The 22,720-nt window shown below is 68.9% G+C and carries 22 protein-coding genes and 1 pseudogene; 9 read left to right on the top strand and 14 right to left on the bottom strand.

The genetic code is table 11. The features are described from left to right. Window positions 1-26: 26 nt before the first annotated feature. Window positions 27-842: an acyl-CoA thioesterase II gene (locus D892_RS0128300; protein ID WP_024804468.1), complete on the top strand. Its 816-nt coding sequence runs from the start codon at window positions 27-29 to the stop codon at window positions 840-842. 246 nt (window positions 843-1,088) lie between these two features. Then, window positions 1,089-2,417, top strand: coding sequence for a lipase family protein (locus D892_RS0128295; RefSeq protein WP_024804467.1), 1,329 nt, complete (start codon window positions 1,089-1,091; stop codon window positions 2,415-2,417). A gap of 195 nt (window positions 2,418-2,612) precedes the next feature. Here the strand turns inward: D892_RS0128295 and D892_RS0128290 are convergent, their stop codons facing one another. After that, a complete protein-coding gene (locus D892_RS0128290; protein ID WP_232236191.1) occupies window positions 2,613-3,755 on the bottom strand; it encodes a lipase family protein in 1,143 nt (380 codons plus the stop codon). Between the two features lie 500 nt (window positions 3,756-4,255). Between D892_RS0128290 and D892_RS0128285 the strand changes: the two genes are divergently transcribed. Further along, complete coding sequence (locus D892_RS0128285) at window positions 4,256-5,689, top strand: ATP-binding protein (protein ID WP_024804465.1); 1,434 nt, start codon at window positions 4,256-4,258, stop codon at window positions 5,687-5,689. Window positions 5,690-5,771: 82 nt separating this feature from the next. Here D892_RS0128285 and D892_RS0128280 read toward each other — a convergent pair whose 3' ends face one another. From D892_RS0128280 to D892_RS0128270, 3 genes are read right to left on the bottom strand one after another with little or no spacing between them, the layout of a single operon-like run. Beyond that, the gene (locus D892_RS0128280) at window positions 5,772-6,647 is read right to left on the bottom strand and encodes a glycosyltransferase family 2 protein (RefSeq protein WP_024804464.1); all 876 of its coding nucleotides are present in this window, start codon (window positions 6,645-6,647) and stop codon (window positions 5,772-5,774) included. A 13-nt stretch (window positions 6,648-6,660) separates the two neighbouring features. Further along, entirely contained in the window at window positions 6,661-7,557 is an 897-nt protein-coding gene (locus tag D892_RS0128275; protein WP_024804463.1) for an ArgK/MeaB family GTPase, read from the bottom strand. Further along, window positions 7,554-8,699 carry a thiolase family protein gene (locus D892_RS0128270; protein WP_024804462.1) on the bottom strand — a complete coding sequence of 382 codons (1,146 nt, stop codon included), beginning with the start codon at window positions 8,697-8,699 and terminating at the stop codon, window positions 7,554-7,556. The genes D892_RS0128275 and D892_RS0128270 overlap by 4 nt, the downstream gene beginning before the upstream one ends. Window positions 8,700-8,816: 117 nt before the next feature. Between D892_RS0128270 and D892_RS0128265 the strand changes: the two genes are divergently transcribed. After that, window positions 8,817-9,581 (top strand): SDR family NAD(P)-dependent oxidoreductase, encoded by a 765-nt coding sequence (locus D892_RS0128265; protein ID WP_024804461.1) that lies wholly within the window; start codon window positions 8,817-8,819, stop codon window positions 9,579-9,581. Window positions 9,582-9,647: 66 nt separating this feature from the next. Here the strand turns inward: D892_RS0128265 and D892_RS0128260 are convergent, their stop codons facing one another. Genes D892_RS0128260 through D892_RS0128250 form a run of 3 tightly spaced genes read right to left on the bottom strand, consistent with a single transcriptional unit; the run spans window position 9,648 to window position 12,394 of the window. Beyond that, the gene (locus tag D892_RS0128260; protein ID WP_024804460.1) at window positions 9,648-10,415 is read right to left on the bottom strand and encodes an enoyl-CoA hydratase/isomerase family protein; all 768 of its coding nucleotides are present in this window, start codon (window positions 10,413-10,415) and stop codon (window positions 9,648-9,650) included. A 1-nt stretch (window position 10,416) separates the two neighbouring features. Continuing rightward, window positions 10,417-11,505, bottom strand: coding sequence for an acyl-CoA dehydrogenase family protein (locus tag D892_RS0128255; RefSeq protein ID WP_024804459.1), 1,089 nt, complete (start codon window positions 11,503-11,505; stop codon window positions 10,417-10,419). Then, window positions 11,492-12,394 carry an acyl-CoA dehydrogenase family protein gene (locus D892_RS0128250; RefSeq protein WP_024804458.1) on the bottom strand — a complete coding sequence of 301 codons (903 nt, stop codon included), beginning with the start codon at window positions 12,392-12,394 and terminating at the stop codon, window positions 11,492-11,494. The genes D892_RS0128255 and D892_RS0128250 overlap by 14 nt, the downstream gene beginning before the upstream one ends. A 137-nt stretch (window positions 12,395-12,531) precedes the next feature. On the opposite strand from D892_RS0128250, the gene D892_RS0128245 reads away from it, so the two are divergent. Then, window positions 12,532-13,605, top strand: a complete 1,074-nt coding sequence (locus D892_RS0128245; protein ID WP_024804457.1) for a ferredoxin--NADP reductase — start codon at window positions 12,532-12,534, stop codon at window positions 13,603-13,605. A gap of 108 nt (window positions 13,606-13,713) precedes the next feature. On the opposite strand, the pseudogene D892_RS0128240 reads toward D892_RS0128245, so the two are convergent. The 4 genes and pseudogenes from D892_RS0128240 to D892_RS0128225 all read right to left on the bottom strand — a co-directional run. Continuing rightward, window positions 13,714-14,100, bottom strand: a pseudogene (locus tag D892_RS0128240) (transcriptional regulator); the annotation flags it as partial. Window positions 14,101-14,125: 25 nt separating this feature from the next. After that, entirely contained in the window at window positions 14,126-14,860 is a 735-nt protein-coding gene (locus tag D892_RS0128235) for an SDR family NAD(P)-dependent oxidoreductase (RefSeq protein WP_024804455.1), read from the bottom strand. Window positions 14,861-14,967: 107 nt separating this feature from the next. Beyond that, window positions 14,968-15,558 (bottom strand): TetR/AcrR family transcriptional regulator, encoded by a 591-nt coding sequence (locus D892_RS0128230; RefSeq protein WP_024804454.1) that lies wholly within the window; start codon window positions 15,556-15,558, stop codon window positions 14,968-14,970. 107 nt (window positions 15,559-15,665) lie between these two features. Then, a complete protein-coding gene (locus tag D892_RS0128225) occupies window positions 15,666-16,043 on the bottom strand; it encodes a VOC family protein (protein ID WP_024804453.1) in 378 nt (125 codons plus the stop codon). 346 nt (window positions 16,044-16,389) lie between these two features. Here D892_RS0128225 and D892_RS0128220 point away from each other — a divergent pair, with 346 nt between their 5' ends. From D892_RS0128220 to D892_RS45690, 4 genes are all read left to right on the top strand, one after another. Further along, window positions 16,390-16,635 carry a S1 RNA-binding domain-containing protein gene (locus tag D892_RS0128220; RefSeq protein WP_024804452.1) on the top strand — a complete coding sequence of 82 codons (246 nt, stop codon included), beginning with the start codon at window positions 16,390-16,392 and terminating at the stop codon, window positions 16,633-16,635. A 138-nt stretch (window positions 16,636-16,773) separates the two neighbouring features. Next, complete coding sequence (locus D892_RS0128215) at window positions 16,774-18,045, top strand: alkaline phosphatase PhoX (protein ID WP_232236190.1); 1,272 nt, start codon at window positions 16,774-16,776, stop codon at window positions 18,043-18,045. 16 nt (window positions 18,046-18,061) lie between these two features. Continuing rightward, window positions 18,062-18,757 (top strand): ATP-binding cassette domain-containing protein, encoded by a 696-nt coding sequence (locus tag D892_RS0128210; protein WP_024804450.1) that lies wholly within the window; start codon window positions 18,062-18,064, stop codon window positions 18,755-18,757. A 62-nt stretch (window positions 18,758-18,819) separates the two neighbouring features. Further along, window positions 18,820-18,975 carry an SDR family oxidoreductase gene (locus tag D892_RS45690; protein ID WP_369801779.1) on the top strand — a complete coding sequence of 52 codons (156 nt, stop codon included), beginning with the start codon at window positions 18,820-18,822 and terminating at the stop codon, window positions 18,973-18,975. Window positions 18,976-19,038: 63 nt separating this feature from the next. Here D892_RS45690 and D892_RS0128200 read toward each other — a convergent pair whose 3' ends face one another. The 3 genes from D892_RS0128200 to D892_RS0128190 form a co-directional block, all read right to left on the bottom strand. Continuing rightward, window positions 19,039-19,953, bottom strand: coding sequence for a D-alanyl-D-alanine carboxypeptidase family protein (locus D892_RS0128200; RefSeq protein ID WP_036567539.1), 915 nt, complete (start codon window positions 19,951-19,953; stop codon window positions 19,039-19,041). A gap of 70 nt (window positions 19,954-20,023) precedes the next feature. Then, window positions 20,024-21,955 (bottom strand): M3 family metallopeptidase, encoded by a 1,932-nt coding sequence (locus D892_RS0128195; RefSeq protein WP_024804448.1) that lies wholly within the window; start codon window positions 21,953-21,955, stop codon window positions 20,024-20,026. Window positions 21,956-22,271: 316 nt separating this feature from the next. Further along, window positions 22,272-22,619 (bottom strand): hypothetical protein, encoded by a 348-nt coding sequence (locus D892_RS0128190; RefSeq protein ID WP_024804447.1) that lies wholly within the window; start codon window positions 22,617-22,619, stop codon window positions 22,272-22,274. Between the last annotated feature and the right edge of the window lie 101 nt (window positions 22,620-22,720).

Here is a 22,720-nt window from a genome sequence, read left to right as displayed (position 1 = left end):
ACGAGAATTTCACTTACACTCGGCCTATGCCTGATTTGTGGAGCGACCTCGTCGATTGCCTCGACCTGTCCGCGGCACCGTCGCCCGACGACGCCGACGCCGGCTTCGAGGGCCGGAACCTGCGGCTGACCTATCATCGGGTGTTCGGCGGCCAGCTGCTCGGCCAGTTCGTCCGGGCCGCCACCGCCGCCGTGCCGGACAAGTCGATCAAGTCCCTGCACGCGATCTTCGTGCGCGAGGGCAAGGCCGACGAACCGATCCGCTACCGGGTGCGCCGCCATCACGCGGGCCGGTCGTTCGCCACCGTCTCCGTGGTCGCCGAGCAGTCCAAGGGTGTCGTCGCGACCGCCTCGATCTCGCTGCACGCCGAAGAGCAGGGTCCGGACGTGCAGACCGTCCCGGCCCCGTCGGCGCTGCTCTCGGCCGAGCACAAGGTGCAGTGGGATCTGCTCCCGTGGGAGACCCGCGCGGCCGTGGATCTCGACGATCCGGGCAGCGCGCCACCGGAATTCGAGTTCTGGATGCGTACTCCCGAGGTCGACCCGGCGCTGGCCCCCGCCCTCGTCTCCTACGCCACCGACCTCACCCTCATCGGCACCGCGCTGCTCCCCCTCGAGGGTTACGAGCAGCGCGGAAACGGCACCGTATTTCTGTCCGCGGTCACCACGCACACCCTCTGGTTCCACCGCGCCTTCCGCACCGACGAGTGGCTGCTGCTGCGCCAGCACAGCCCGCTGCTCGCCCACGCCCGCGCCTACGGCCGCGGCGACATCCTCACGGAGAACGGCAGTCTGGTGGCGTCCTACGCCCAGGAGGCCATGGTGCGGCTCCCGCAGGAGTGACGGCGCACCGAGCGGTGGAGCGCATCGACGGACGCGGGTGCGGCGACGGCGATCGTCCGTGCGTCGTCACAACGGTTGGAGCCGATCACAGTTCGACCGCGGCCGGGTGAGAGGCACGGACAAAATGCCTCGGGTGATCAACACCAGACCCATCGACGGTCGCTACTCTTTCGCGGGGGACCCCCCGAGTAGAAGACGAGGACCGTGAAAACGCTTCCCGCAGTTGTAGTTACCGTAGTTGTTGGCATGTTGCTAGTAGGCGGACAACCCGCCGCGGCCGAATCACCCACCCCCGCACCGTTACCGGGAGTTGCCGGTCCGCTCCAAGAGTGGATCGAGAACACCATCCCCGCACCACAACTGACCCCACCACCACAAACGGCCCCGGAACCACAGCACCTCACCGGTGACGACCAGACCGCACTGTGGAAATCCGTCCTGTCGTCGCCGGTCGGAGATCCGGCCTTCGACGCCTGGCCCGACGACCTGGATGCGATGAGCCCCGGCCAGATCATCGAAACCCGGGACGTGACCGCGCCGGCGGCCACGCTCATCGATGCCCCGATCGCCCGGGCGCAGCTGGTGAAGTTCCGATCCACCTCCGCGACGGGCACACCGTCGTTCGGGACCGCGACGTTCCTCGTTCCCGCCGTGGCGTGGCAGGGCCCCGATCCGCGGCCGGTGGAGGTGGATACGCTGCCGATCAACGCGCTCGGCCTGCGCTGCACCCCCGGCTACACGCTCGCGCACGGCGACCCCGACAACAAGGGCATCAACGTCTTCCTGCCGAACGTGGCCGCGGCGTTGAACAAGGGCCATGCCATCCTGATCCCCGATCACGAGGGACCGCTGGTGTCCTATGCCGAACCGAACGTCGCCGGTCACATGACCCTCGATGCCATCCGGGCCGTCCGGTCGTCGGCGCCGGACGAGTTCGCCGACAGTCGTTTCGCGGTCACCGGCTATTCGGGCGGGGCGATCGCCTCGTACGCGACGGCGATGCTGCTGGACGAGTACGCGCCGGAACTGGCCGGCGTGCTGGTGGGCGCGGCCGCGGGCGGCCTGGTGACCGACTACGGCGCGGTCGCGCGGATATTCAACGGGCGCACCGCCTCCGGGATCCTCCTCTCGGTGTCCCTGGCCATCGCGCGCGAACATCCCGAGATGCTGGAGTACATGAACAATCTCGCGCAGTGGGTGGCGACCTCGCCGCTGAAGAACATCTGCGGCGAGGCCGACGGACCGCTCGGCGCGGTAGGCATCCCGCTCGAGGTCGCGGCGAGCATCGATCACCCGCTCGACAGCGAGATCGCCGGCCACATCGAGCGGCTGACGGACCTGACCGACCGCAGATCGGGTGTGCCACTGTACATCTACCACGGCGCGAACGATTTCTGGATTCCCCTCGAGGAGTCCAGGAAGATGTACGGGCAGCAGTGCGGTCTCGGCGTGACGGCGCAATTCCGCACGGTGCCGGGCGAACACGTGTCCGCAATGATGAACGGCGCCGGCGGCGCCACCGACTGGATCGACGCCAGGCTCCGCGGCGAGCCGGCGCCGAACGACTGCGCCTGACACACATTTTCGCCCGGCCCGCCCGATTATGACGAGGGCGGGCCGGCGAATCGACGGGAACGCCGCCGGGTTTCGACACCGGCGGCGTTCCCGAAGATGGCAGCGACCCCGAACATTGCTGCGCCCCCGGACATTACGGCAGCCCGAGACCACGAGAAGCGCCTCACCTCGTGCGCATCCGCTCCGTCCTGCCCCTCAGCATTCGCTCGGCGCCGGTTCGCCACGCAGCCGCGCGAGGAGCCAATCGTCGAGACCCGGTGAGCCGGTGGCGTATCCGATCAGGTGCTCTCCGGGCACGACGCGGAAGACGGCCGGAACGCCGCGGCCGCATTGCTGCCGGGTCATGCGCCGGGCGTCCTCGAGCGGTATCCAGGGATCGTGCGCGCCGTGGTAGATGTACAGCGGCACAGCCGATGTCCGGTCGGTGAGGTCCAGCTTGCCGAACATCTCGTCGGCGAGCGGCCCGTCGAGCGAATTGGCCGTATTCGCCGCGACATCCATCGGGAATCCGACGATGCCGAGCGGTCCGTCGGCATCACCGCAGATGTCCTTCACCGGCGAGGTCGCCACCCACTGCGCGAGATGGTTGGTGTAGCCCAGCATCTCGGGATGTTCGCGCGCCACCGCCAGCGCTACGGACAGGAGGATTCCGGAGGAGATGTTCCCGTTGAACTGGTGGGCGACATTTCGGTTGTCGGTGACCAGTCCGCCGGCGGCCGCACCCGCCACGACGTCCGCCAGCTCCGGCGCGTACTCGTCGAGCAGCATCGCCGTCGCGTAGGAGGCGATCGCCCCGCCCGAGTAGCCGCTGACCACGAAGTGGCTGTCGCCGAACTGGTTCGAGTCCACCGCCCGGGTGGCGCGAATGGAATCGAGCATCACATGGCCGGCGACCTTCGGTTCGGCATACGCCATCAACGGTCCCTCGTGGTCGGGAACGAGCACCGCGTGCCCTTGGCCGAGGGCCCACCAGATGGAGGGCATGAACGCCGAGAGACTGGTGCTCGGCTTCTCCAGAATGCCGTGCGACATCTGGAATCCCGGCGTGCAGTGCGTCCCGAGCGAGTTGATCGGCAGCGCGTTCACCTCCACGGGCCGAGGCCCGGGACCGGCCCACGGGGCAGCCGGGGTGAGCAGTGTGGCGGTCCCGAACGACGGCTCCCCCGATGCCGTGGTGGACCGGAACTTCAGCAACAGCGCGCGCTGAATCGGAACGGCCATGAGCATGGCCGCCGTCGGAGTCACGTCGCGTACTTCGGTGATCTGCCCCGGATCCATCGCGTCGAGACCGTCGGGCCAGGCATCGAAGGTCGGATCCCCGGTCGGCGAGGACAGCACGGCTTTCCACAGTGCGGTCCGATCGTCACCGCTGAGGTGCTGCGGCGCCGGCTCCGCCGGCGCCGGCGGAGCCAATGGTGGTGCGGGAATGATGTTATCGATCCACTGCTGGAGCGGGGAGGGCCCCGGGGTCCCGGGTAACGGTGCGGGCGGCAACGGTTCGGCCGCAGCGGGCTGCCCGCCTACTAGCAACATGCCAACAACTAGGGTAACTACAACTGCGGGAAGCGCTTTCACGGTCCTCATCTTCTCTTCGGGTGATCCCCGCGAAAGAGTAGCGATCACCGAGAACCTCAATGTTGATCTCCTCGGCCATTTGTCCCGGCCTCTCACCCGACCACAGCCCGAACTGTGACACGCCCCAAAGCCTCGAGGCACGGCCCCCGGCGGATGTTGTGACGCCTGGCGTTGTGACACCGCGCATGACATAAACATCGGCGTCATAAACATAGATCCAATCTATGTAAGATGGGATCAGTGTTTACTCGGAGGAGGAGTTTATGCAGTTCAAGGGTCGTGCCGATGATCTACGCCTCCTGGACGGCCAGCTGAAGGCCGTCATGGACGGCACCGGTTCCGCGCGCGGCCGGGCGGTCATCATGGCCGGACGCCGCCGAGTCGGAAAATCCCGTCTGGCGCAGGAGTTCTGCGATCGCTCCGGACTCCCGTATGTCCTGTTCCAGGCAACCCGAGCCCGCAACCCCGAAGGCGAACGCGCCGACTTCGTCGCCTCCGTCGCTTCCTCGCCCTTCGCCGGCGCCGACCTGGTCGCCGGCCTGTCCGCCACGGACTGGAACCAGGCCCTGCGCACCGCCGCCATCGCGGCCGCCGACGACTCCCCCAGCCTGCTCGTCATCGACGAGGTGCCCTGGCTGGTCGAACAGGACCGCGAATTCGAGGGCGCGCTGCAAACGATCTGGGACCGTCACCTGTCTGCCAAACCCGTCCTGCTCGTCCTGGTCGGCAGCGACCTCTCGGTGATGGAAGCATTACAGTCCCACGATCGCCCCTTCTTCGGACGGGCCACGAAAATGACTGTGCGACCGCTGGATCCGGCCGCGGTTCAGGAGATCACCGAACTCTCCGCGGCCGAGGCGATCGACGCCCAGCTCATCACCGGCGGTTTCCCCGAACTCGTCCAATCCTGGGGCGCCGGCAGGAGCCGCATCGAATTCCTCCGGGAAACGCTCACCAGCCCGCTCTCCCCACTGCTCGTGGCCGGGGAACTCTCCCTGCTCGGGGAATTCCCCGAATCCTCCCGCTCCCGGCTGGTTCTCGAGGCCATCGGCACCGGCGAACGCACCTACAGCGCCATCGCCGCCCAGAGCGGAGGCACCGGCGCCCTCCCGGCCGGAACGCTCACTCCCATCCTGAACACCTTGCAGACCACGCGAATCGTCGCCACGGACTTGCCGCTGTCCACCAAATCGGACACCAAGAACAAGCGCTACCGCATCGCCGACTCCTACCTACGCTTCTGGCTCGCCTGCCTCGAGCGGGCTATCCCCCTCGTCGAACGCGGGCGTGGCGATCTGGCATCGACTCGAATCGAGCGAACGTGGACGTCGTGGCGGGGGCGAGCAGTGGAACCCCTGATTCGTGAGTCACTACAGCGGCTCCTGCCCGACGATCGATGGCCGCACGTGGAAGCCGTCGGCGGATGGTGGAATCGCCAGAACAATCCCGAGATCGACCTGATCGGCGCCGACCGCGATCCGGTCGCCGGCTCGATCGAATTCGCGGGTTCGATCAAATGGCTCGAAGACCGCCCCTTCGATCGCCACGACTACGACGAACTGACCCGCGGCCTACTCGCCGTTCCCGGTACGGCATTCGACACACCGCTCGTCGCCGTCAGCCGCTCCGGCACCGCTCCGGACCTCCCGCTGGCAATGTGCTGGGGGCCGGAAGACATCCTCGCCGCCTGGCAGTGAGTCGGGGCGGCCGTGCGGTCCGATAGCTGAACCTCGCTTCGCGGCAACGGGTTACGACAAACGGCTTACGACACCGGCGACGTCAACCGTTCTTCAGCCGCTGGAGCAGCGCGGTTCGCGCGACAGCCGCCAGGCCGCGCACGATCAGTCCGGCGGCTACCAGCGGGGCGAACACGATCCACGGGGATCCCCGGTGGTAGTCGCAGTAGAAGCGCAGGGCGCTGCGGTGGTGGGATCGGACCTTCCGGAACGGGGCGGAGCGCATGCTGCCGCCCTCGCGGTGGCGGATCTCGGCGTTCGGGTCGAGGACGACCCGCCAGCCGCCACGGTGCATGTCGAGAGCCATCTTGGTTTCCTCGAAATAGAGGAAGTAGCGGTCGTCGAAGCCGCCCACCGCCTCGAACGCCTCGCGGCGAAACAGCATGCAGCAGCCGGAGATCCAGTCCACATCGCTGACATCGGTGACGGGCTCGCCGAAATAGCGGCGCGTCGCCGGGTTGCCCGGCCAGATCCCGCCCAGCAGAGCGTGCGCGATGCCGACCGCCAGGGACGGGAACCGGCGCCCGCTCGGGTACGGCGTGCCGTCCAGCCGCAGGATGCGCGGGCCGATCATGCCGATTCGGGCGTCGGCCTTCGCCGTATCGATCAGGGAGGCGATCGAGCCTGCCGTGAGCACCGTGTCGGGGTTGGCGACGAGAATCCATTCCGTGCCGGTCGCCGCCGCACCCTGATTGATCGCCGCGGCCAAGCCGACATTTCGCGTGTTGCGAACGACCCGGCCGCCGAATTCCTCGACGATGCCGGCACTGCGGTCGGTGGAGACGTTGTCGATGCCGACCACGTCGACCGCGTACGGTTCCACCGCTGCCGGAAGCGTTTCCAGGAATCCCGGCAGATCCTCGGCGCTCTGGTAGGTGACGAGGGCCAGACCGACGGTCTTCTCCTCCGAGCTGGACATGCCGGCGAATCTATCAGTGCGAGAAAGGCAGCAGCCGTTCGGCCGCGTGGTAAGCATCGCACTCGCCGGCCGCGACCGCCGCGGCCAAACGGTCCAACTCCGCATGGGTGCGCAACCGGGTCTGCGCCAGCGACAGGATCTGCGCGCGGGCCCGCGCCGTCCGCCGTTCCGGCGTATCCGCGCGGTGATGGGCCTCGATCGCCTCGACCAGTTCCGCGACTCGCTCGCCGCGCGAGGCGATCAGGGTGAGGATCGGTGCGGCCGATTCGGCCCGCAGGTCGCGGACCGTCTGCTCGGCGCCCTCGCGGTCGGCCTTGTTCACCACCAGCAGGTCGGCGACCTCCAGCAGGCCCGCCTTCGCGGCCTGAACCGCGTCTCCCGCACCGGGATTCAGGATCACCAGGGTGGGGTCGGCGACGGCGGCGATCTCGATCTCGGACTGGCCCACGCCCACGGTCTCCAACAGCACCACGCCGTAGTCGAGGGCCGCGAGCAGGCCGACGGCGGCGGGGACCGCGGCGGACAGGCCGCCCATATGCCCGCGGGTGGCCAGCGACCGGATCAGGACGCCCGGGTCGTCGATGTGCTGGGCCATCCGGATCCGGTCGCCCAGCAGCGCGCCGCCGCTGTAGGGCGAGGACGGGTCGACCGCGAGGACGGCGACTCGCAGCCCGCGCTCACGGTAGGCGGCCGCGAGCGCGGCGATGGTGGTCGATTTACCCGCACCCGGCGGGCCCGTCACGCCGATCACCCGGATCGACGCCGGCGCGAGCACCGCCTGCACCTCGCCGCGCCGCGGCCCCTCGATCAGGCTCAGCAGCCGGCCGGTCGCCCGCGCCGAACCCGCCCGCGCCTGCGCGAGCAGTTCGGTCGGGTCGTGGCCGGGCGCCGTGCCGTTGGCCCCACTCACGCAGCGGGCACCTCGAGCACGGTGGCCGAACCCATGCCGCCGCCCGCGCACATCGCCACGATGCCGAAACCGCCGCCGCGACGGCGCAATTCGTGCACCATCGTGACGATCATCCGCGCGCCGCTCGCCGCCACGGGATGCCCCAGCGAGCAGCCGCTGCCGCTCACGTTCACCAGATCCGGATCGAGGTCGAGCGCCCGGATGGTCGCGATCGGCACCGAGGCGAATGCCTCGTTGATCTCGAGCAGCCGGACCTGCGACAGCGAGATCCCTGCCCGCGCAACGGCCTTGGTGATCGCCTCGATCGGCGCCAGGCCCGTGACGGCCGGATCGACACCCACCGACGCCCACGACCGGATGTAGGCCAGCGGCGCCAGCCCCACCCGCTCGCTGGCCACGACGAGCGCGGCCGCCGCGTCGTTGGCGCCGCTGGAGTTGCCCGCGGTGATCGAGAAGCCCTCGATTTCCGGATGCAGCACCTTCAGCCCGGCCAGCTTCTCCATGCTGGTGTCGCGGCGCGGATGCTCGTCGGTGTCGAACAGGCCGTGCGGGGTCTCGATCGGGACGATCTCCTCCTTGAACCGGCCCTCGTCAATGGCAGCGACCGCGTTCCTGTGCGAGCGCAGCGCCCAGGCGTCCAGGTCCTCGCGCGAGAGGCCGGCGCGCACAGCGGCATTCCAGCCGACGGTGATCGACATGTCCATCGCGGGGGCGTCGGGACGGTCGGGATGGCTGGGCGACACCCACGGATCAATCCACTCGTCCTCGCCGACCCGGAACCGCTGCCGGGGCGCCGTGGAATCGGAGTTCACCCCGCCCGCGATCACCAGCTCGTCCATTCCGGCGCGGATCCCGGCGGCGGCCGTCTGCACCGCGGACATCCCGGCCGCGCAGTGCCGGTTCAGCGCCGCGCCCGGCACCGAGGTGAGCCCGGCGGTCACGGCCGCGTGCCGGGCCACCACCCCGCCCCCGTACCGGCCCTCGCCCAGGATCACGTCATCGATGCGCGCGGCGTCGAGGCCCTCGGCGGCGGCCCCGACCACGTGGTTGGCCAGATCGAAGGCGTTCGTATCGCGCAGCGTCCCCTTCCGTGCGGTACCGATGGGAGTCCGCAGCGCGGACACGATGACGGCTTCAGGCATTTCGGGCCTCCATTCGGCGACAGGATCTCAGGGCGACCGCTCCGGTGTTCGTGCGGAACACGATGAGAATGCTATTTTCTCAATAGGAGAGCCGTAGTTGCAAGATAGGATTATCACATGCAAATCAGTGGAAGCTCCGCCCTGGTGGTGGGCGGAACCGGCGGCCTGGGCGAGGCCACGGTGCGCCGCCTGCACGCCGCGGGAGCCAAGGTCGTGGTCGCCGACGTCGCCGACGACAAGGGCAAACAGCTGCAATCCGAGCTCGGGATCCGCTACGTGCACACCGACGCCACCGACGAGGATTCGGTGCTCGCCGCCATCGCCGAGGCGGAATCGCTCGGCCCGCTGCGGATCTCGGTCGACACCCACGGCGGCCCCGCGACCGGCGGCCGGCTGGTCGGCAAGGACGGCTCACCGCTGGCCCTGGACGGCTTCCGCACCACGATCGAGTTCTATCTGATCGCCGTATTCAACGTGCTGCGGCTGTCGGCCGCCGCGATCGCCAAGTCCGAGCCGCTGGACGAGGGTGCGCGCGGCGTCATCGTGAACACCGCCTCGATCGCCGCCTTCGAGGGACAGACCGGCCAGATTCCGTACTCGGCGGCCAAGGGCGGCGTCGTCGGCATGACCCTGGTCGCCGCGCGCGACCTGTCGCCGCTGGGCATCCGCGTCGTCACGATCGCCCCCGGCACCGTGAACACCCCCGCCTACGGGCAGGCCGCCGACAAGCTGGAGGCCTACTGGTCCCCGCAGGTGCCCTTCCCGAAGCGCATGGGCCGCTCCGAGGAGTACGCCCAGCTGGCGACCTCGATCATCGAGAACGACTATCTCAACGGCGAGGTCATCCGCCTCGACGGAGCGCTGCGCTTCCCCCCGAAGTGAGCAGGCGAAAGGTCCCGGGAACGCGGGGTTCCCGGGACCTTCGCGCGTCAGCCCTTGCCCGCCGCGTCAGCCCTTGCCCGCGGTGAGCTTGCCGATCACCGCGCGGAAGTCCTCGGACTGGAAGGTGAGGTCCTCGGCGGTCGTCGCGTAGTCCAGCGTCGCCAGCACCGCGCGCTCCAGTTGCAGGTTCAGCAGGCGCTTGGTGCTCTCCACCGCCAGCCGGGGCAGTTCGAGAATGCGCTTCGCGCAGGCCGTCGCCTCGGCCAGCGGGTCGGCGACCACATGGTTGACCAGCCCCATCTCCCAGGCCCGCTGGGCGGGTATCTTCGCCCCGGTCAGCGCGTACTCCTTGGCCAGCAGCAGGCTGGTGTGCAGCGGCCAGGTCAGCGGCCCGCCGTCGGCGGCGACCAAGCCCACCTGAACGTGCGGGTCCTTCAGATACCCGGTCTCGGCGATATAGGCGACATCGCTGAGCGCCACCAAACTACAGCCCAGCCCGACCGCGGGACCGTTCACCGCCGCGATCACCGGCACCCGGCACCGCGCCATGCCGAGCACGATGTCGCGGCCGTGCGCGATCGTCTTGGCGCGCAGGTCCGAATCCCGGCTCAGCTCTTCGAGATAGGTGAAATCGCCGCCGGCGGAGAACGCCTTGCCGGCGCCGGTCAGCACCGCGACGCGCGCGTCGCGGTCCTCGCTCAGCCGCGGCCAGAGCCGGGCCAGGCCGGTGTGCAGGTTGTCGTCGACGGCATTGAGCGCGTCGGGCCGGTTCAGCGTGATGATCCGGACCGGGCCGTCGGAGCGGACGTCGATTTCGTCGGGCAGGTCGTACATATCAGACTCCAAGGCCGAGGATGCGGGAGGCGATGATGTTCTTCTGGATCTGCGAGGTGCCGCCCATGACGCTCTGCGCGCGGCTGTAGAAGTAGCTGCCGAGCAGTTCCTCGTCGGCGGTGCCGGTGACGGCCAGGGCCGCGTGGCCGACCGATTGGTCCACCCAGGTCATGAGCAGTTTGTCGAGCGATCCGTCGGGGCCGTGCACCACGCCGTCCAGTTGCTCGGACAGCCGCCGCCGCACATGCAGCCGCAGCATCTCGGTCTGCACCGCCGCCCACGCCAGATCGTCCGGCGGCGGGCCGTCGACCCGGGTGGCCAGCTGCCGCACCAGCTTCGCGTACCGGGCCGAGTAGCCCAGCGTCGAGGGCTCGCGTTCGTGGCCGACGACGGTCATGGCCATCTTCCAGCCGTCGCCGGGCGAGCCGATCAGCTGATCGGCGGGCACCGTCGCGCCGTCGAAGTGCACCTGGCCGAACTCGCGGGTGACGCCGCTGATCATCTTCAGCGGCCGCTGCTCGACCCCGGGCTGGTGCATATCGAGGATGAACGCCGAAATGCCTTTGTGCCGAGGCACATCCGAATCGGTGCGGGCCAGCAGCAGGCACCAGTCCGCGACATCGGAGTAGCTGGTCCAGATCTTGTGGCCGTGGATGACGTAGTGGTCGCCGTCGCGGGTCGCAGTGGTCGTCAGCGACGCCAGGTCCGATCCCGCACCCGGCTCGCTGAAGCCCTGGCACCAGCGCTCGGTGCCGTTGATCATGCCCGGCAGGAACCGCTGCTGCAGTTCCTTGCTGCCGTGCCGGCCCAGGCCCTGCACGAGATAGCCGAGGCTGGGCCGCGGCGGCGCACCGGCGATGGCGAGTTCCTCGTCCACGATCACGTCGTAGACCGGGGGAAGATTACGACCGCCGAACTCCTCGGGCCAGGACGTGCCGAAGAACCCGGCCGCGTAGAGCGCCTGATGCCATTCGCCCTGGCGCGCCCAATACTCGTCGCCGGAGGTCGGGAACTTGTGCGCGGTCTCGGCCAGCCAGTCGCGCAGGCGCGCACGGAACTCGGCCTCCTGCGGGGAATCACGAAAGTCCAAGATCGATCTCCTTCAGCGAGACGGGGAACAGTTCGGTGGAGACCAGCGCCCGCCGCAGATAGACGTGCGCCAGGCACTCCCAGGTGTTGCCGATGCCGCCGTGCACCTGGATCGATGCCTCGCAGACGGTGCGGGCCATCCGGGCGGTGTAGACCTTGGCGACACGGGCGGCCGCCAGCGCCTCGGCCGGTGTCAGCTCGTCGACGGCCCAGGCCGCGTGCCGCAGCACGCTGATCGCGCCCTCGATCAGCGCCTGGTTCTCGGCGAGCAGATGCGCGACCGCCTGGTAGGAGCCGATGCTGGCGCCGTACTGTTCGCGGACCTTCGCGTAGTCGACGGCCAGATCCTGTGCGCCGCGGGCGATTCCGAGCAGATCGGCGGTCGTGGTGGTGAGGGCGAGCGCGTGCCAGCGGGTGGCGGCATCGGCCGACAGTTCGCCGACCGGTTCGGGTTCGCCTGTCACAGCGGCTGTTTGGCGGGTGAGGTCGGCGCCGGGCACCACCCAGCCCAGCGCGACCGACAGGATCCGGCCGCCGTCCACGATCAGTGCCTGCCCGCTACCCCGGGCGTCGATGGCGCGCTCGCCGATCGCGATCGTCCGGGTGCGCTCGTCGCCGGACCCGGCGCCCAGTCCGTCGGCCAGCACCGGGCCGAGGAAGGCGACGTCGACCAGCCCGCGGCCGAACTCCTCGGCCACGATCGCGACCTCGACGCCGGAGGCGCCGTCGGTCCGCAGGCTGCGCCAGCCCGCGGTCTGCACCGCCCGCTCCAGCCGCGTGCGGCGCACCTCGTCGTCGAGTTCGGCGACCGAGCCGGGACCCAGGTCATCGGCCAATTTGGCCGCGGCATCGCGCAGTTGCCGCTGTTCGCTGCTCAGGCGGACATCCATAGCGCTCCTCGGAAGTCAGGCGCGGCACGCAGGTTTGGAACCCGTCGTGCTCGAGAACATATTTGAGAGATCCCGTCTCGTGGGTGAGAATATAATTCTCACTATACTAGAATCTACATACCAGGAGGACGCGGTTCATGGCGAGACCCCCGATGTTCCAGCTGGCAACCGTGACCCGGATCGTGAAGGAGAGCGTCGACGCCCGCACCTTCGTGCTGGCCCCGCACGACGACCCGGTGTCGTACCGCGCCGGACAGTTCTGCACGTTCCGGGTGCCGGTGGACGGCACCGCGCTCTTCCGCTCCTATTCGATGTCGAGCGCGCCGGAGACCGACGCCGAGCTGATGACGACCGTGAAGCGGGTGCCGGGCGGCAAGGTGTCGAACTGGCTGCTCGACAACGTCACCGAGGGCGACGAGGTGGAGATGTCGCGCGCCGCGGCCGGCCGGTTCTGCCTGCGCGAGACCGATGTGCCGCTGGTCGGATACAGCGGCGGCAGCGGCATCACCCCGATCCTGTCGCTCACCAAGTGCGCCCTGGCCACCACCGAGCGACGGATCCGGCTGCTGTGCGCCGACCGCGACGCCGACTCGATGATCTTCGAGGCGGTGCTCACCGAGTTGGCCGAGCAGTATCCGGACCGGCTCGAGGTGGTCCGGCACCTGGACTCCGACGGTGGCTTCCTCGACGCCACCGCGATCCGCGACTTCGTGGGCGCCGACGGGCATGCCGATCACTACCTCTGCGGCCCCGAGAAGTTCATGGAGATGGTGGAGCTGGCGCTGCCCGGTCCGGGGCTGGTGTACAGCGAGCGGTTCGGCGCGGCGGCGCCGGTCCCGGACACCTCCGCCTCGACGAGCCCCGAACCCTCCGGAAACACCGGAGCAGCGGAAAGCGCTGGAGCCGCGGGTAACTCGGCATCCGGCGAACCCGCGCAAGGCACCGTCACGATCAGGCTGAACCGCAAGAAGAAGTCGGTACCGCGCAAGGACGGCGAGACCCTCCTGGAGAGCGCCCGCCGCGCCGGCCTCACTCCCCCGTTCTCCTGCGAACAGGGCAACTGCGCCACCTGCATGGCCAAGGTGACCGAGGGCAGCGCGACCCTACGCCAGAACGACGCCCTGACCGACGACGAACTCGACGAGGGGTATGTGCTGACGTGCCAGGCGGTTCCGGACACGGAGTCGATCACGGTGGACTACGACCAGTGAGGGAGGCGCATCGCCAGGCCGCTGACCGGCGGATTCGGTTGCCGCTCAACCGGACCCAGTAGTCGAGGATGCCTTCGACGCATGGGGGATGCGGCTGCCGATCCGCCGTCAGGTTCGTTGTGGTGGTGTGTCGTAGCGGGAGTCCGCCCAGGAGGCCAGGATTCTCAGGCGCTCGGCGCTGGGCGAACCGGGTTCGGCCGTGTAGATCATGAGCACGAGGCCGGGTTCGGCGGTGATGGCGAGTTCTTCGTAGGCGAGGACCAGTTCGCCGACCTCGGGGTGGTGGAAGCGTTTCGTGCCGGTGCCGTGCGTGCGGACGTCGTGGGCGCCCCAGAGCCGGCGGAAAGTGTCACTGCGGGTGGATAATTCGCCGACGAGGTCTTGCAGGCCGCGGTCGTGCGGGTCGCGTCCGGCTTCGGCGCGCATGATGCCCACGCACATCTGCGCGAACAGGTCCCAGTCGGGATAGAAATCACGCGAGGCGGGGTCCAGGAAGGCGGGCGGGGTGCGCCTGCGCGGCTCAGATCTGTGCGGAGCCGCCGTCCACGGCAAGCTCGGAGCCGTTGACATAGCCGGACGCATCCGAGGCGAGGAAGACGGCCGCCGCGGCGATCTCTTCGGGCTCGGCCAACCGGCCGAGTGGAACCGACGCCCCAGCGGTGGCGACCGTCTCGGCTGAGATCAGGTCGACCAAACCCTGCGTGCGGGTACCGCCGGGGGAGAGCATGTTGATCCGGTACTGACGTTCCCCGGCGTCGTGGGCGAACCCGCGAACCAGGTTGCGGATCGCGGCCTTGGTCGCCCCGTACACGGGCAGGTACGGCTCGGGCCGCGAGGCCGCCGTCGATCCGGTGAGGATGATCGACGCCCCCGGCGAGAGCAGCGGCAGCGCCTTCTGCACGGTGAACAGCGAGCCCTTGACGTTGGTGGTGAACATGGCGTCGAACTGCTCCTCGGTGATCTCGCCCAGCGGCGCCACGATCCCGATCCCGGCGTTGGCGACCAGGACATCGATCCGGCCCGCCTGCTCGGCGACCGTCGCGTAGAGCGCGTCGAGGTCCTCGAGCCTGCCCACGTCGCAGCGGACCCCTGTCACCTCGGGACCGAGTTCGGCCTCGACCTCGTCGAGTTGCGCCCGGCGACGGCCGGCGACGAACACCCGGGCACCCTCGTCGAGGTAGGCCCGCGCGATCGCCCGCCCGATACCCGCGTTACCCCCGGTCACGACCGCGACCTTGCCCTCCAGAACCTTCATGGCAGCTTCCCACTTCCCTGTTATTGACTGGCCCGTCCATAACACCTGATATGGACCATTCAGTCAAGAACTCGGTCGGTGCTGTGCCTCACGCCACACCGGAACGCTCAGGACTTGGGCAATAGACCGTTGAGCAAGGTCTCGGCCATGGTCGACAAGGCGGCCGGATCCTGACCGACCCGGCCGAGGACGATCAGTCCGAGCTGACCCGCCAGCACCGCATGGGCGGCGCCGTCCGGGTCGACATGGGGCGCGATGTCGCCCTCGCGCTGCGCTCGCCGTATCGCGTCGACCAGCACAGAAGTGGTCGCGGCGTAGCTGCGCCGAGCCTCGGCCGCCACCTCGGAGGTGCTCACGGAGAGCTCCATCGCGGTATTGGCGAGCAGGCAACCCCGGCGGGCCTGTTCGCCGCCGGGATCGCGGACGGGTCCGGTCACGAAACCGCGAATCACGTCGATGGCGTGGTCGGCCTGCTCCAGCCACGTCCGCAGCATCCGGTCGTTGGCCTCGTCGTATTCGCGCAGCACGCGCAGGAACAAGCTCCGCTTGTCCCCGAACGCCCCGTACAGACTCCCTTTGCCCAGTCCGCTGGCCGCCAGGAGATCTTCGAGTGATGTGCCTGCGTACCCGTTGTCCCAGAACACCGCCTGCACGGCCGCCAGGACGCGCTCTTCATCGAACTGGCGTGGACGCGGCATGCACCCAGGCTACCTATAGTGGACCGCCCGGTCCATCATTGCGCCGAGAGGCGACATCCGCTGGTAACTCGCGCAACCAGCCACAGCAAATGGCGTTCCTGCGAGCATCACTCGGGGGCGCCGGCCGGAACCGTGAGGCAGAAGGGGTGTCCCGACGGATCGAGGAGGACTCGCCAACGATCGGGGGCGGGCTGGAAGTCGGCCTTGACCGCGCCGCAGTCGATCGCTGCCCGCTCTGCGGTATCGAGATCGGTGACGAACAGATCGAGGTGCATTTGCTTGGGGACCTCATTGCCTGGCCAGTCCGGTGGCGTGTGGTCGGCCACGTGCTCGATCGTCAGCATCACCCCCGCACCCTGCAGCGCGACCAACTCGTCCGATTCGTACCGCACTTCGAAATCCAGCAGGGCCCGGTAGAACCGACCGAGACCGCGCGGATCCCGGCTGTCGAGCGCAATCGCACCGAACCTGGCTATCGCGGTCATAACACTCCCCCTAACTCCTGGCCCCTGACCCTCGTGCCGGGGCAGCACTCTCACCACTCTCGATACCACAGTCTGCACCGCCCGGATGGATGATTCCAAGCGGCGACACGCGGAATCGACTGCCGCGCACGGTGGTTCACCGAACAGAACCCGCACCCAGCCGACGTCGGCAGTGCGGTGCGCTTCCTCAGCCCTGCTACTCTTACACCCGTGACTGCCGGGTCGGCTGTAAGCCGCACACAGACAGGGCTCCCGGCCGCGCGGTGAGCGCGGCGCGGGCCAGAGGTCCGCCCTCCGAACGCATTCCCCATCAATATCTCAGGGACTGCGAAAGGAGGTGAAATCAATGTCCTCGCATGAGGTTTCGCTTGCCGTATGGCAGGCATTCCAAGACGAGCACGGCGTGGGTGCCGTCGTCGAAGCGACCGTGGTGTCGGTCGTTCCGTTCGGTGCGTTCGTCGAGGTCGCTCCCGGAATCCACGGCTTGCTGCACAAGGATTCCTGGGACCGGACCCCGGAAGTCGGTGATTCGATGCCTGTCCGCATCGCGGATTGGGGACCGCCGCGACTGAGCGTCGCACCGGCCCGATAACACCCGGCACGGGGCCGCCGCCCAGCCGATGGCACGGCCGCCGTCGTCGCCTGGCGGCGTCGGCACGTCGACCTCGCGGCCTGGTTGGGCCGACGATTTCGGTGCTCCGAACACCTCGCGCACGACAGCCTCGCGCAGGTGCCCGAGCTGGGGCACGAATGCGCCGACGGCCGCAACGCGCCGGGCATCGGCATGCCGGGTGGCGCCGGCGGCGCGGCTGCGCTACTGTCCGCGGCGTCTGCGGACGGCTGGGGCGGAGTCGACCTATTGCGGAGGTGCCCGGTGGATCGTCGAAATTTCCTGCGAGTCAGCGGTGTCGGGGGTGCGGTCGCGGCGTTCGGGGGTGCGTCGTGGCTCGCGGCCTTCCGGTCCGGGGCCGCGGCGGGCGAGTCGCCGTACGGGGCGCCGGCCGGACCGGACGCCAACGGGGTGTCGCTGCCCCCGGGGTTCACCAGCCGGATCGTCGCGCGGTCGGGGCAGCCGGTGGCGGGCACGAGCTACGTCTGGCATCCCGCGCCCGACGGCGGTGCCTGCTTCGCCGACGGTCCCGGCTGGATTTACGTGTCCAACAGCGAGATCAGCGGCAGCGGCGGGGTCGGCGCGATCAAGTTCGGCGGCGACGGCGCGATCCTCGGCGCGCACCGTACGCTGTCGGGCACCAACCTCAACTGCGCCGGCGGCGCCACACCGTGGAACACCTGGCTGTCCTGCGAGGAACTGGAGGGCGGTGCGGTCTTCGAGACCGACCCGTGGGGCCTGCGGCCGGCGGTCCGGCTGCCCGAGATGGGCCTGTTCACCCATGAGGCGTGCGCCGTCGACACCGATCGCCGGGTCGTCTACATGACCGAGGACCGCCCCGACGGCCGGTTCTACCGTTTCGTTCCCGCCGTCTGGCCCGTGCTGATGGCCGGACGGCTCGAGGTGCTCGTCGAAAACGACGGAAACGTTTCCTGGCGAGAGGTTCCCGATCGATCGGGAGCAACCGCGCCGACCCGGCATCAGGTCCCGGAGTCGAAGACTTTCCACGGCGGCGAGGGGTGCTATTACGCCGGCGGCACCTGCTGGTTCACCACCAAGGGCGACAACCGGGTCTGGGCCCTGGACGCGGCGAACAACCGGCTGTCGGTCGCCTACGACGGCGATGCGGAACTGTCGGGCGTGGACAACGTGACCGGCGCCGCCAACGGCGACCTGTTCGTCGCCGAGGACGGCGGCGATATGCAGATCTGCCTCATCTCCGGCGGTGTGGTCGCGCCGTTTCTGCAAGTGCACGATTCGGACGGCTCCGAGATCACCGGCCCGGCATTCAATCCCGCCGGCAACCGCCTGTACTTCTCCTCGCAGCGCGGCACCACGGGCTCGAGCGGCGACGGCATCACCTACGAGGTCACCGGCCCGTTCCGGCGGTAGCCAGGACACTGGAGACGTGACAGCCGAACTGCGTTCCCTCACCGTCGACATCGACACCGGCCGCTGGCGCGACACCGTCCTCACGAAGGTGGATCTGAGCGTCCCCGCCGGGCAGATCACCGCCTTGCTCGGCGGGCCCGGCGACGGCAAGACGATGATCGCCTACGCCCTGACCGGCCGCCTGCCCGAATCGGCCCGCACCACCGGTGAAGTCCTGACCGACGGCTCCGTCGGCTATGTCCCCCAAGACGGCATAGATGCCTTCACCCCCGACCTGACCGTCGGCGAGCAACTCCGGAACCTGGCACAACGGCACCGATCGGTGACCGTCGAAAACGCCTGCGCCGCCGCCTATTACCCGTCCGAAGCCATGGATCTCCTGCCCCAGCAGAACTCGGCCGGCCAGATCCAGCGCGCCGCGGTCGCCGCCGCCCTCCTCACCGCCCCCGACGTCCTGGTCGCGGACAGCCCGACCGCCTCGCTGGACCAGGGCACCGCCCACGGCGTGTGGAAATCACTGCGCGAGTACGCGGACACCGGCGCGGCCGTCCTCGTCATCACCCACGACATCCCCTTGCTGACTGCGACCGGCTATGCCGACCGCCTGGTGATCATGGGCAGGGGGCAGATCCTCGGGACCGGGACCGTAGCGGAGCTGGCGGCCTCCGAGGATCCGCAGGTACAGATGTACTTCCGAGGCGTCCGGGGCTGATCACGGACCTCGAAAGGGAACAGGCGGGACCGGTCGCTCCGGCGCAGTTCGGTGGTGACTCGGTGAGACATCTCGCCGTGAGCTCGAGCGTTCCGATGAACCGTCCCGGGACTCCCGAGGACGCCGCCGAGCTGGTCGCATTCCCGGTATCCGACCGAGCCGGTTGGCTGACCGGGGCCCGCTATCGGGTAGACGGAGGCATTCTCGCCGAGGTGTAGACCGAGCTCGGTGCGCGCCGCCCGAACTTCGCAGGCGGCGAGTGAGCCCGCCGGGGCGTGGGACTAGCTGATCGGTAGCGCGCCGAGGATCGGCCCGTAGCCCCAGTCCAGCATCCGCTCGGCGTCGGCGGCCGCGGCTTCGTCGCTGTCGGGTGAGCTGTGCAGGACCACGCCGATCAGTGGCTGTCCGGCCCGGACCGCCTCGAACAGCAGGCAGGTCCCGGCGGCGTCGGTGGACCCGGTCTTGATACCTACCGTGCCGCGGTAGCTCTCCAGCAGCAGGTTCGTGGTCTCCCAGAGATGATCGCGGTTACCGGGACCGGCGGGCAGGTGGTAGACCGGCAGCCGGACGATGTCGCGGAACTCCGGACGGCTCATCGCGTGCCGGCCGAGGGTCAGGAGATCCGCCGGCGTGGAATGGGTGGCGTAGTCGGTAGGGATCGGAAACCCGCTGGGGTCGGTGAAATGCGTTCCCGCCAAACCCATTCGGTGGGCGGTGTCGTTCATCTTCCCGAGGAAGGCGTCTTGTCCGGGGCCGTACTCCTCGGCGAGTGCGTAGGCGGCGTCGCAGCCGGAGGGCAGCAGCAGCGCATGCAACAGCTGCCGACCGGTGAGCACCTCGCCGGGCACGAGATCCGCCGTGCTTCCGTTGTTGGCGCCGCAGTAGGAGACGATTCCCTGCGGCACGGTGATATTCCGGTCGAGATCTCCGGCGTCGAGCACGACCTGCGCCGTCATCACCTTCGTGATGCTGGCCATCGGCACGGGGGTGTTCAGCTCCCGTGACCACCGCACCGCACCGGTATTGCCGTCCGCCAGCGCCGCTCCCACCGCCTGCACGCCCTCAGGCTCGGGCGTCGGCGAGGGCAGCTCGCTGTGCGAGACGTTCGCGGCGGGGACCTCGGCGACGGCATGGCCGGCCGCCAGCACCACCATCCCGGCCACGACAATCTGCAACATCCTGGCAAATGTTCGCATGGCCACATTCTGCCCGCCGGCGGTGCGGAAACCGGGATGTCCGGGCCGGAACCTCGCAGGACTTGCGGACCTACCGGGTAGCGCGCGAGACCGGCGCCCGGTCCAGCCATGTCGCGAACGCGTCGAAGGCGAACGGACGACCGAGGAAGTCGGCCACCAGGTCGGCCGCGTCGCGCGATCCGCCGGGAACGAGAACGCGGTCGCGATAGCGGTGCGCCACCGAGGGATCGAACAGGTCGGCGGCATCGAACGCCGAGAACAGATCCTTGGCGATGACCAGGCTCCACAAATACGTGTAGTACGCGGAGGTGTAGCCCGCGAGATGTCCGAACGATGTCTGGAAATGAGTGCCCGGCACACCGGCGATCAGACTGTGACGTTCCAAGGCGTCGAAGACCGCTTCGGTGTGGGCGGTGGGCCGGTCGCGGTGCAGGAGATAGGACACCGCGGTGTAGCCGACCTGGGTCCGGACCCAGGTCCCCTTGCCGAAGTCCTTCGCCGCACGCATCCGCTCCACCAGCTCCACCGGGATCGGGGTCCCGGTCTCGTCGACGGCGAAGGTGCCCAGAACCGTGGCGTCCCAAGCCCATTCTTCGAGCATCTGCGAGGGAGCCTCGACGAAGTCCCACTCGGTGGCCACCCCGGAGAACCGCGCCCACTCCTGCTGCCCGCCGAGCACATGGTGCAGCAGATGCCCGAACTCGTGGAACAGCGTCACGACCTGCTGGTGTTCCATCAGCCCCCGGGGGAAGTTGCACACCAGCACTCCCTCGGGCAACAGCCGGTCCGTGATCCCACCGACGAGATCGAACTGCGCGGCGTGCTTGAATTTGCCCTCGCGCGGATGGAGGTCGAGATGGATCCGTCCGCGCCGTTCGCCTTCGGCGTAGACGTCGTAGACGGTGACATCCTCATGCCAGCGGGGAACGTCGACCGGCCGATATTCCAGGCCGAACAGCCGACCGGTGACCTCGAGCAGACCGGCTCGCACCCGCGGGAAATCGAAGTACCGGCGCACCTCCCGGGCATCGACGTCGTACTGTTCGCGCCGGATCAGCTCGGTGTAGTAACCGATCTCGGAGCGGTCGACCGTGGTGGCGGCGGGCTCGTCCGCCCGGCGGCGCGCGAGCACCGTCTCGAGGTCGCGCCGGCCCGCGGCGTCGGCGGTGGCCGAGATCCGCTGGATGAACTCGTCGATGGCGGCGCCGGTGCCGATCATCTTGACGGCCGCGTCGTAGTCGGGCCAGCTGTCGTAGCCGACGAGCCTGGCCTTCTCGGCGCGAAGGTCGAGCATCTCGTGCAGAACGGCGTCGTTGGCCGGCCAGCCGCGGCTGTCGAACTCGACCGTGAGATCGCGACGGGCCTCGGCGTCCCGGGCGTAGGCGCGGAACGGGTGATAGTCCGGATAGTCGGTGGTGACCGTGACCAATCCGTCCTCGGCGGGCGCATGCGCGGCGAGGAAGTCGGCGGGCAGCCCGTCGAGTTGCTCGGGGATGAGCCGTATCTCGCGAACGTCGTCGCGGATGGCGCGGCCGAAGTCCTGGTCGAGCACGGTGAGTCGCTCGGAGATCTCCCGCAGCCGGGCTCGGGTCCGATCGTCGCGGTCCACGCCGCTGCGACGGAAATCGCGCAGCACATGCTCGCGCATGCGCCGGGCCGCCTCGTCCAGCCCAGCCGAATCGGTTTCTGCGACAACGTCGTAGAGCGCACGATCGAGGTCGCGATCCGTCCGGACCCGATCGACCTGCTGGACGAGCTCCTCGGCACGCCGACGCACGTCGGGATCGGGGTGGACCTCGACGAACAACGCGGCGGCCGAGCCGGCGCCTCGCAACGCGATGTCGGCGTCGTTCCACAAGCCGAGCACCTCGGCGGTCCCCCGGAGGGTGCCGTCCCCGAGCCGCTCCAGCACCTCCGACACGGTCCGTAGCCCGCCGAGCACGTAATCGACGAGCCAGTCGGACCAGTCGCGGGAGGGCAGAGCAAGCGGTTCGGGACTCATGCCTCGACAGTAACCTGCCATTCGGCACCGAGGTGGCACCGACCATCGGACCGCCGGCAACGCACCGCCGTGTTCACCCAACTGATAGGGGCGGACCGTATTTCGGCTCGTAGCAGAGGATTCCGGGTTCGCGTGCAGTGGCCGGCGGTCTACCTGTTCTGCTACTACCTCGGCTCCAGCGCGGGCGCTCGGAGGCCGAGCACCGCGCCCGACAGGAGGCCGAGATACCGGAGAGCGGCTTCCTCGAGCGGGGCTGGTGACCCATTTCTGCGGGGGATGACGCGGCCGGACCTGCCGCGCGAGGGCCAGAGCCTACTCAGAAGCTGATCCCGCCCTCGATATCCCGGGCCTGCACGACTTTTCCGCTGACGTCGCCCGAAATCTGGTTGACCACACCGTCGCGATCGGCGCGCTGCGCGACCGAGATCTCCTGCCACAGCGCCCGGAGTTCGGCGGAGAACTGTGGATCCTCACGTTCCGTGCGCGCCAGTTCCTCGCTCAGTACTTCTACTTGTGGCGATTCGGCATCGGCGTCACGCGCGGCCTCGAGCGCCGCTTTCGCCTCCGACCGGCCTGCGAACTTTTCCCGCACGAGGTCGTAGAGGTTCCCCACACCCTTGCCGGCCAGGGCGGCGGCGATGGCCACCAGGATCGGATCCGGCATGACAGCCTCCCTTTTTCGCTCCCCTGACGACCCTAGCATCGCCGTGTGAGAACGGCCCTCGCGTGAGAACGACCCTGCGGTCGAGGCGCGGAGCAACCGAA

The organism is Nocardia sp. BMG51109 (genome assembly GCF_000526215.1).
Classification (GTDB): Bacteria; Actinomycetota; Actinomycetes; order Mycobacteriales; family Mycobacteriaceae; genus Nocardia.
The sequence above is the reverse complement of the archived record's forward strand: the minus strand, read 5'-3'. Positions and strand labels throughout refer to the sequence as shown.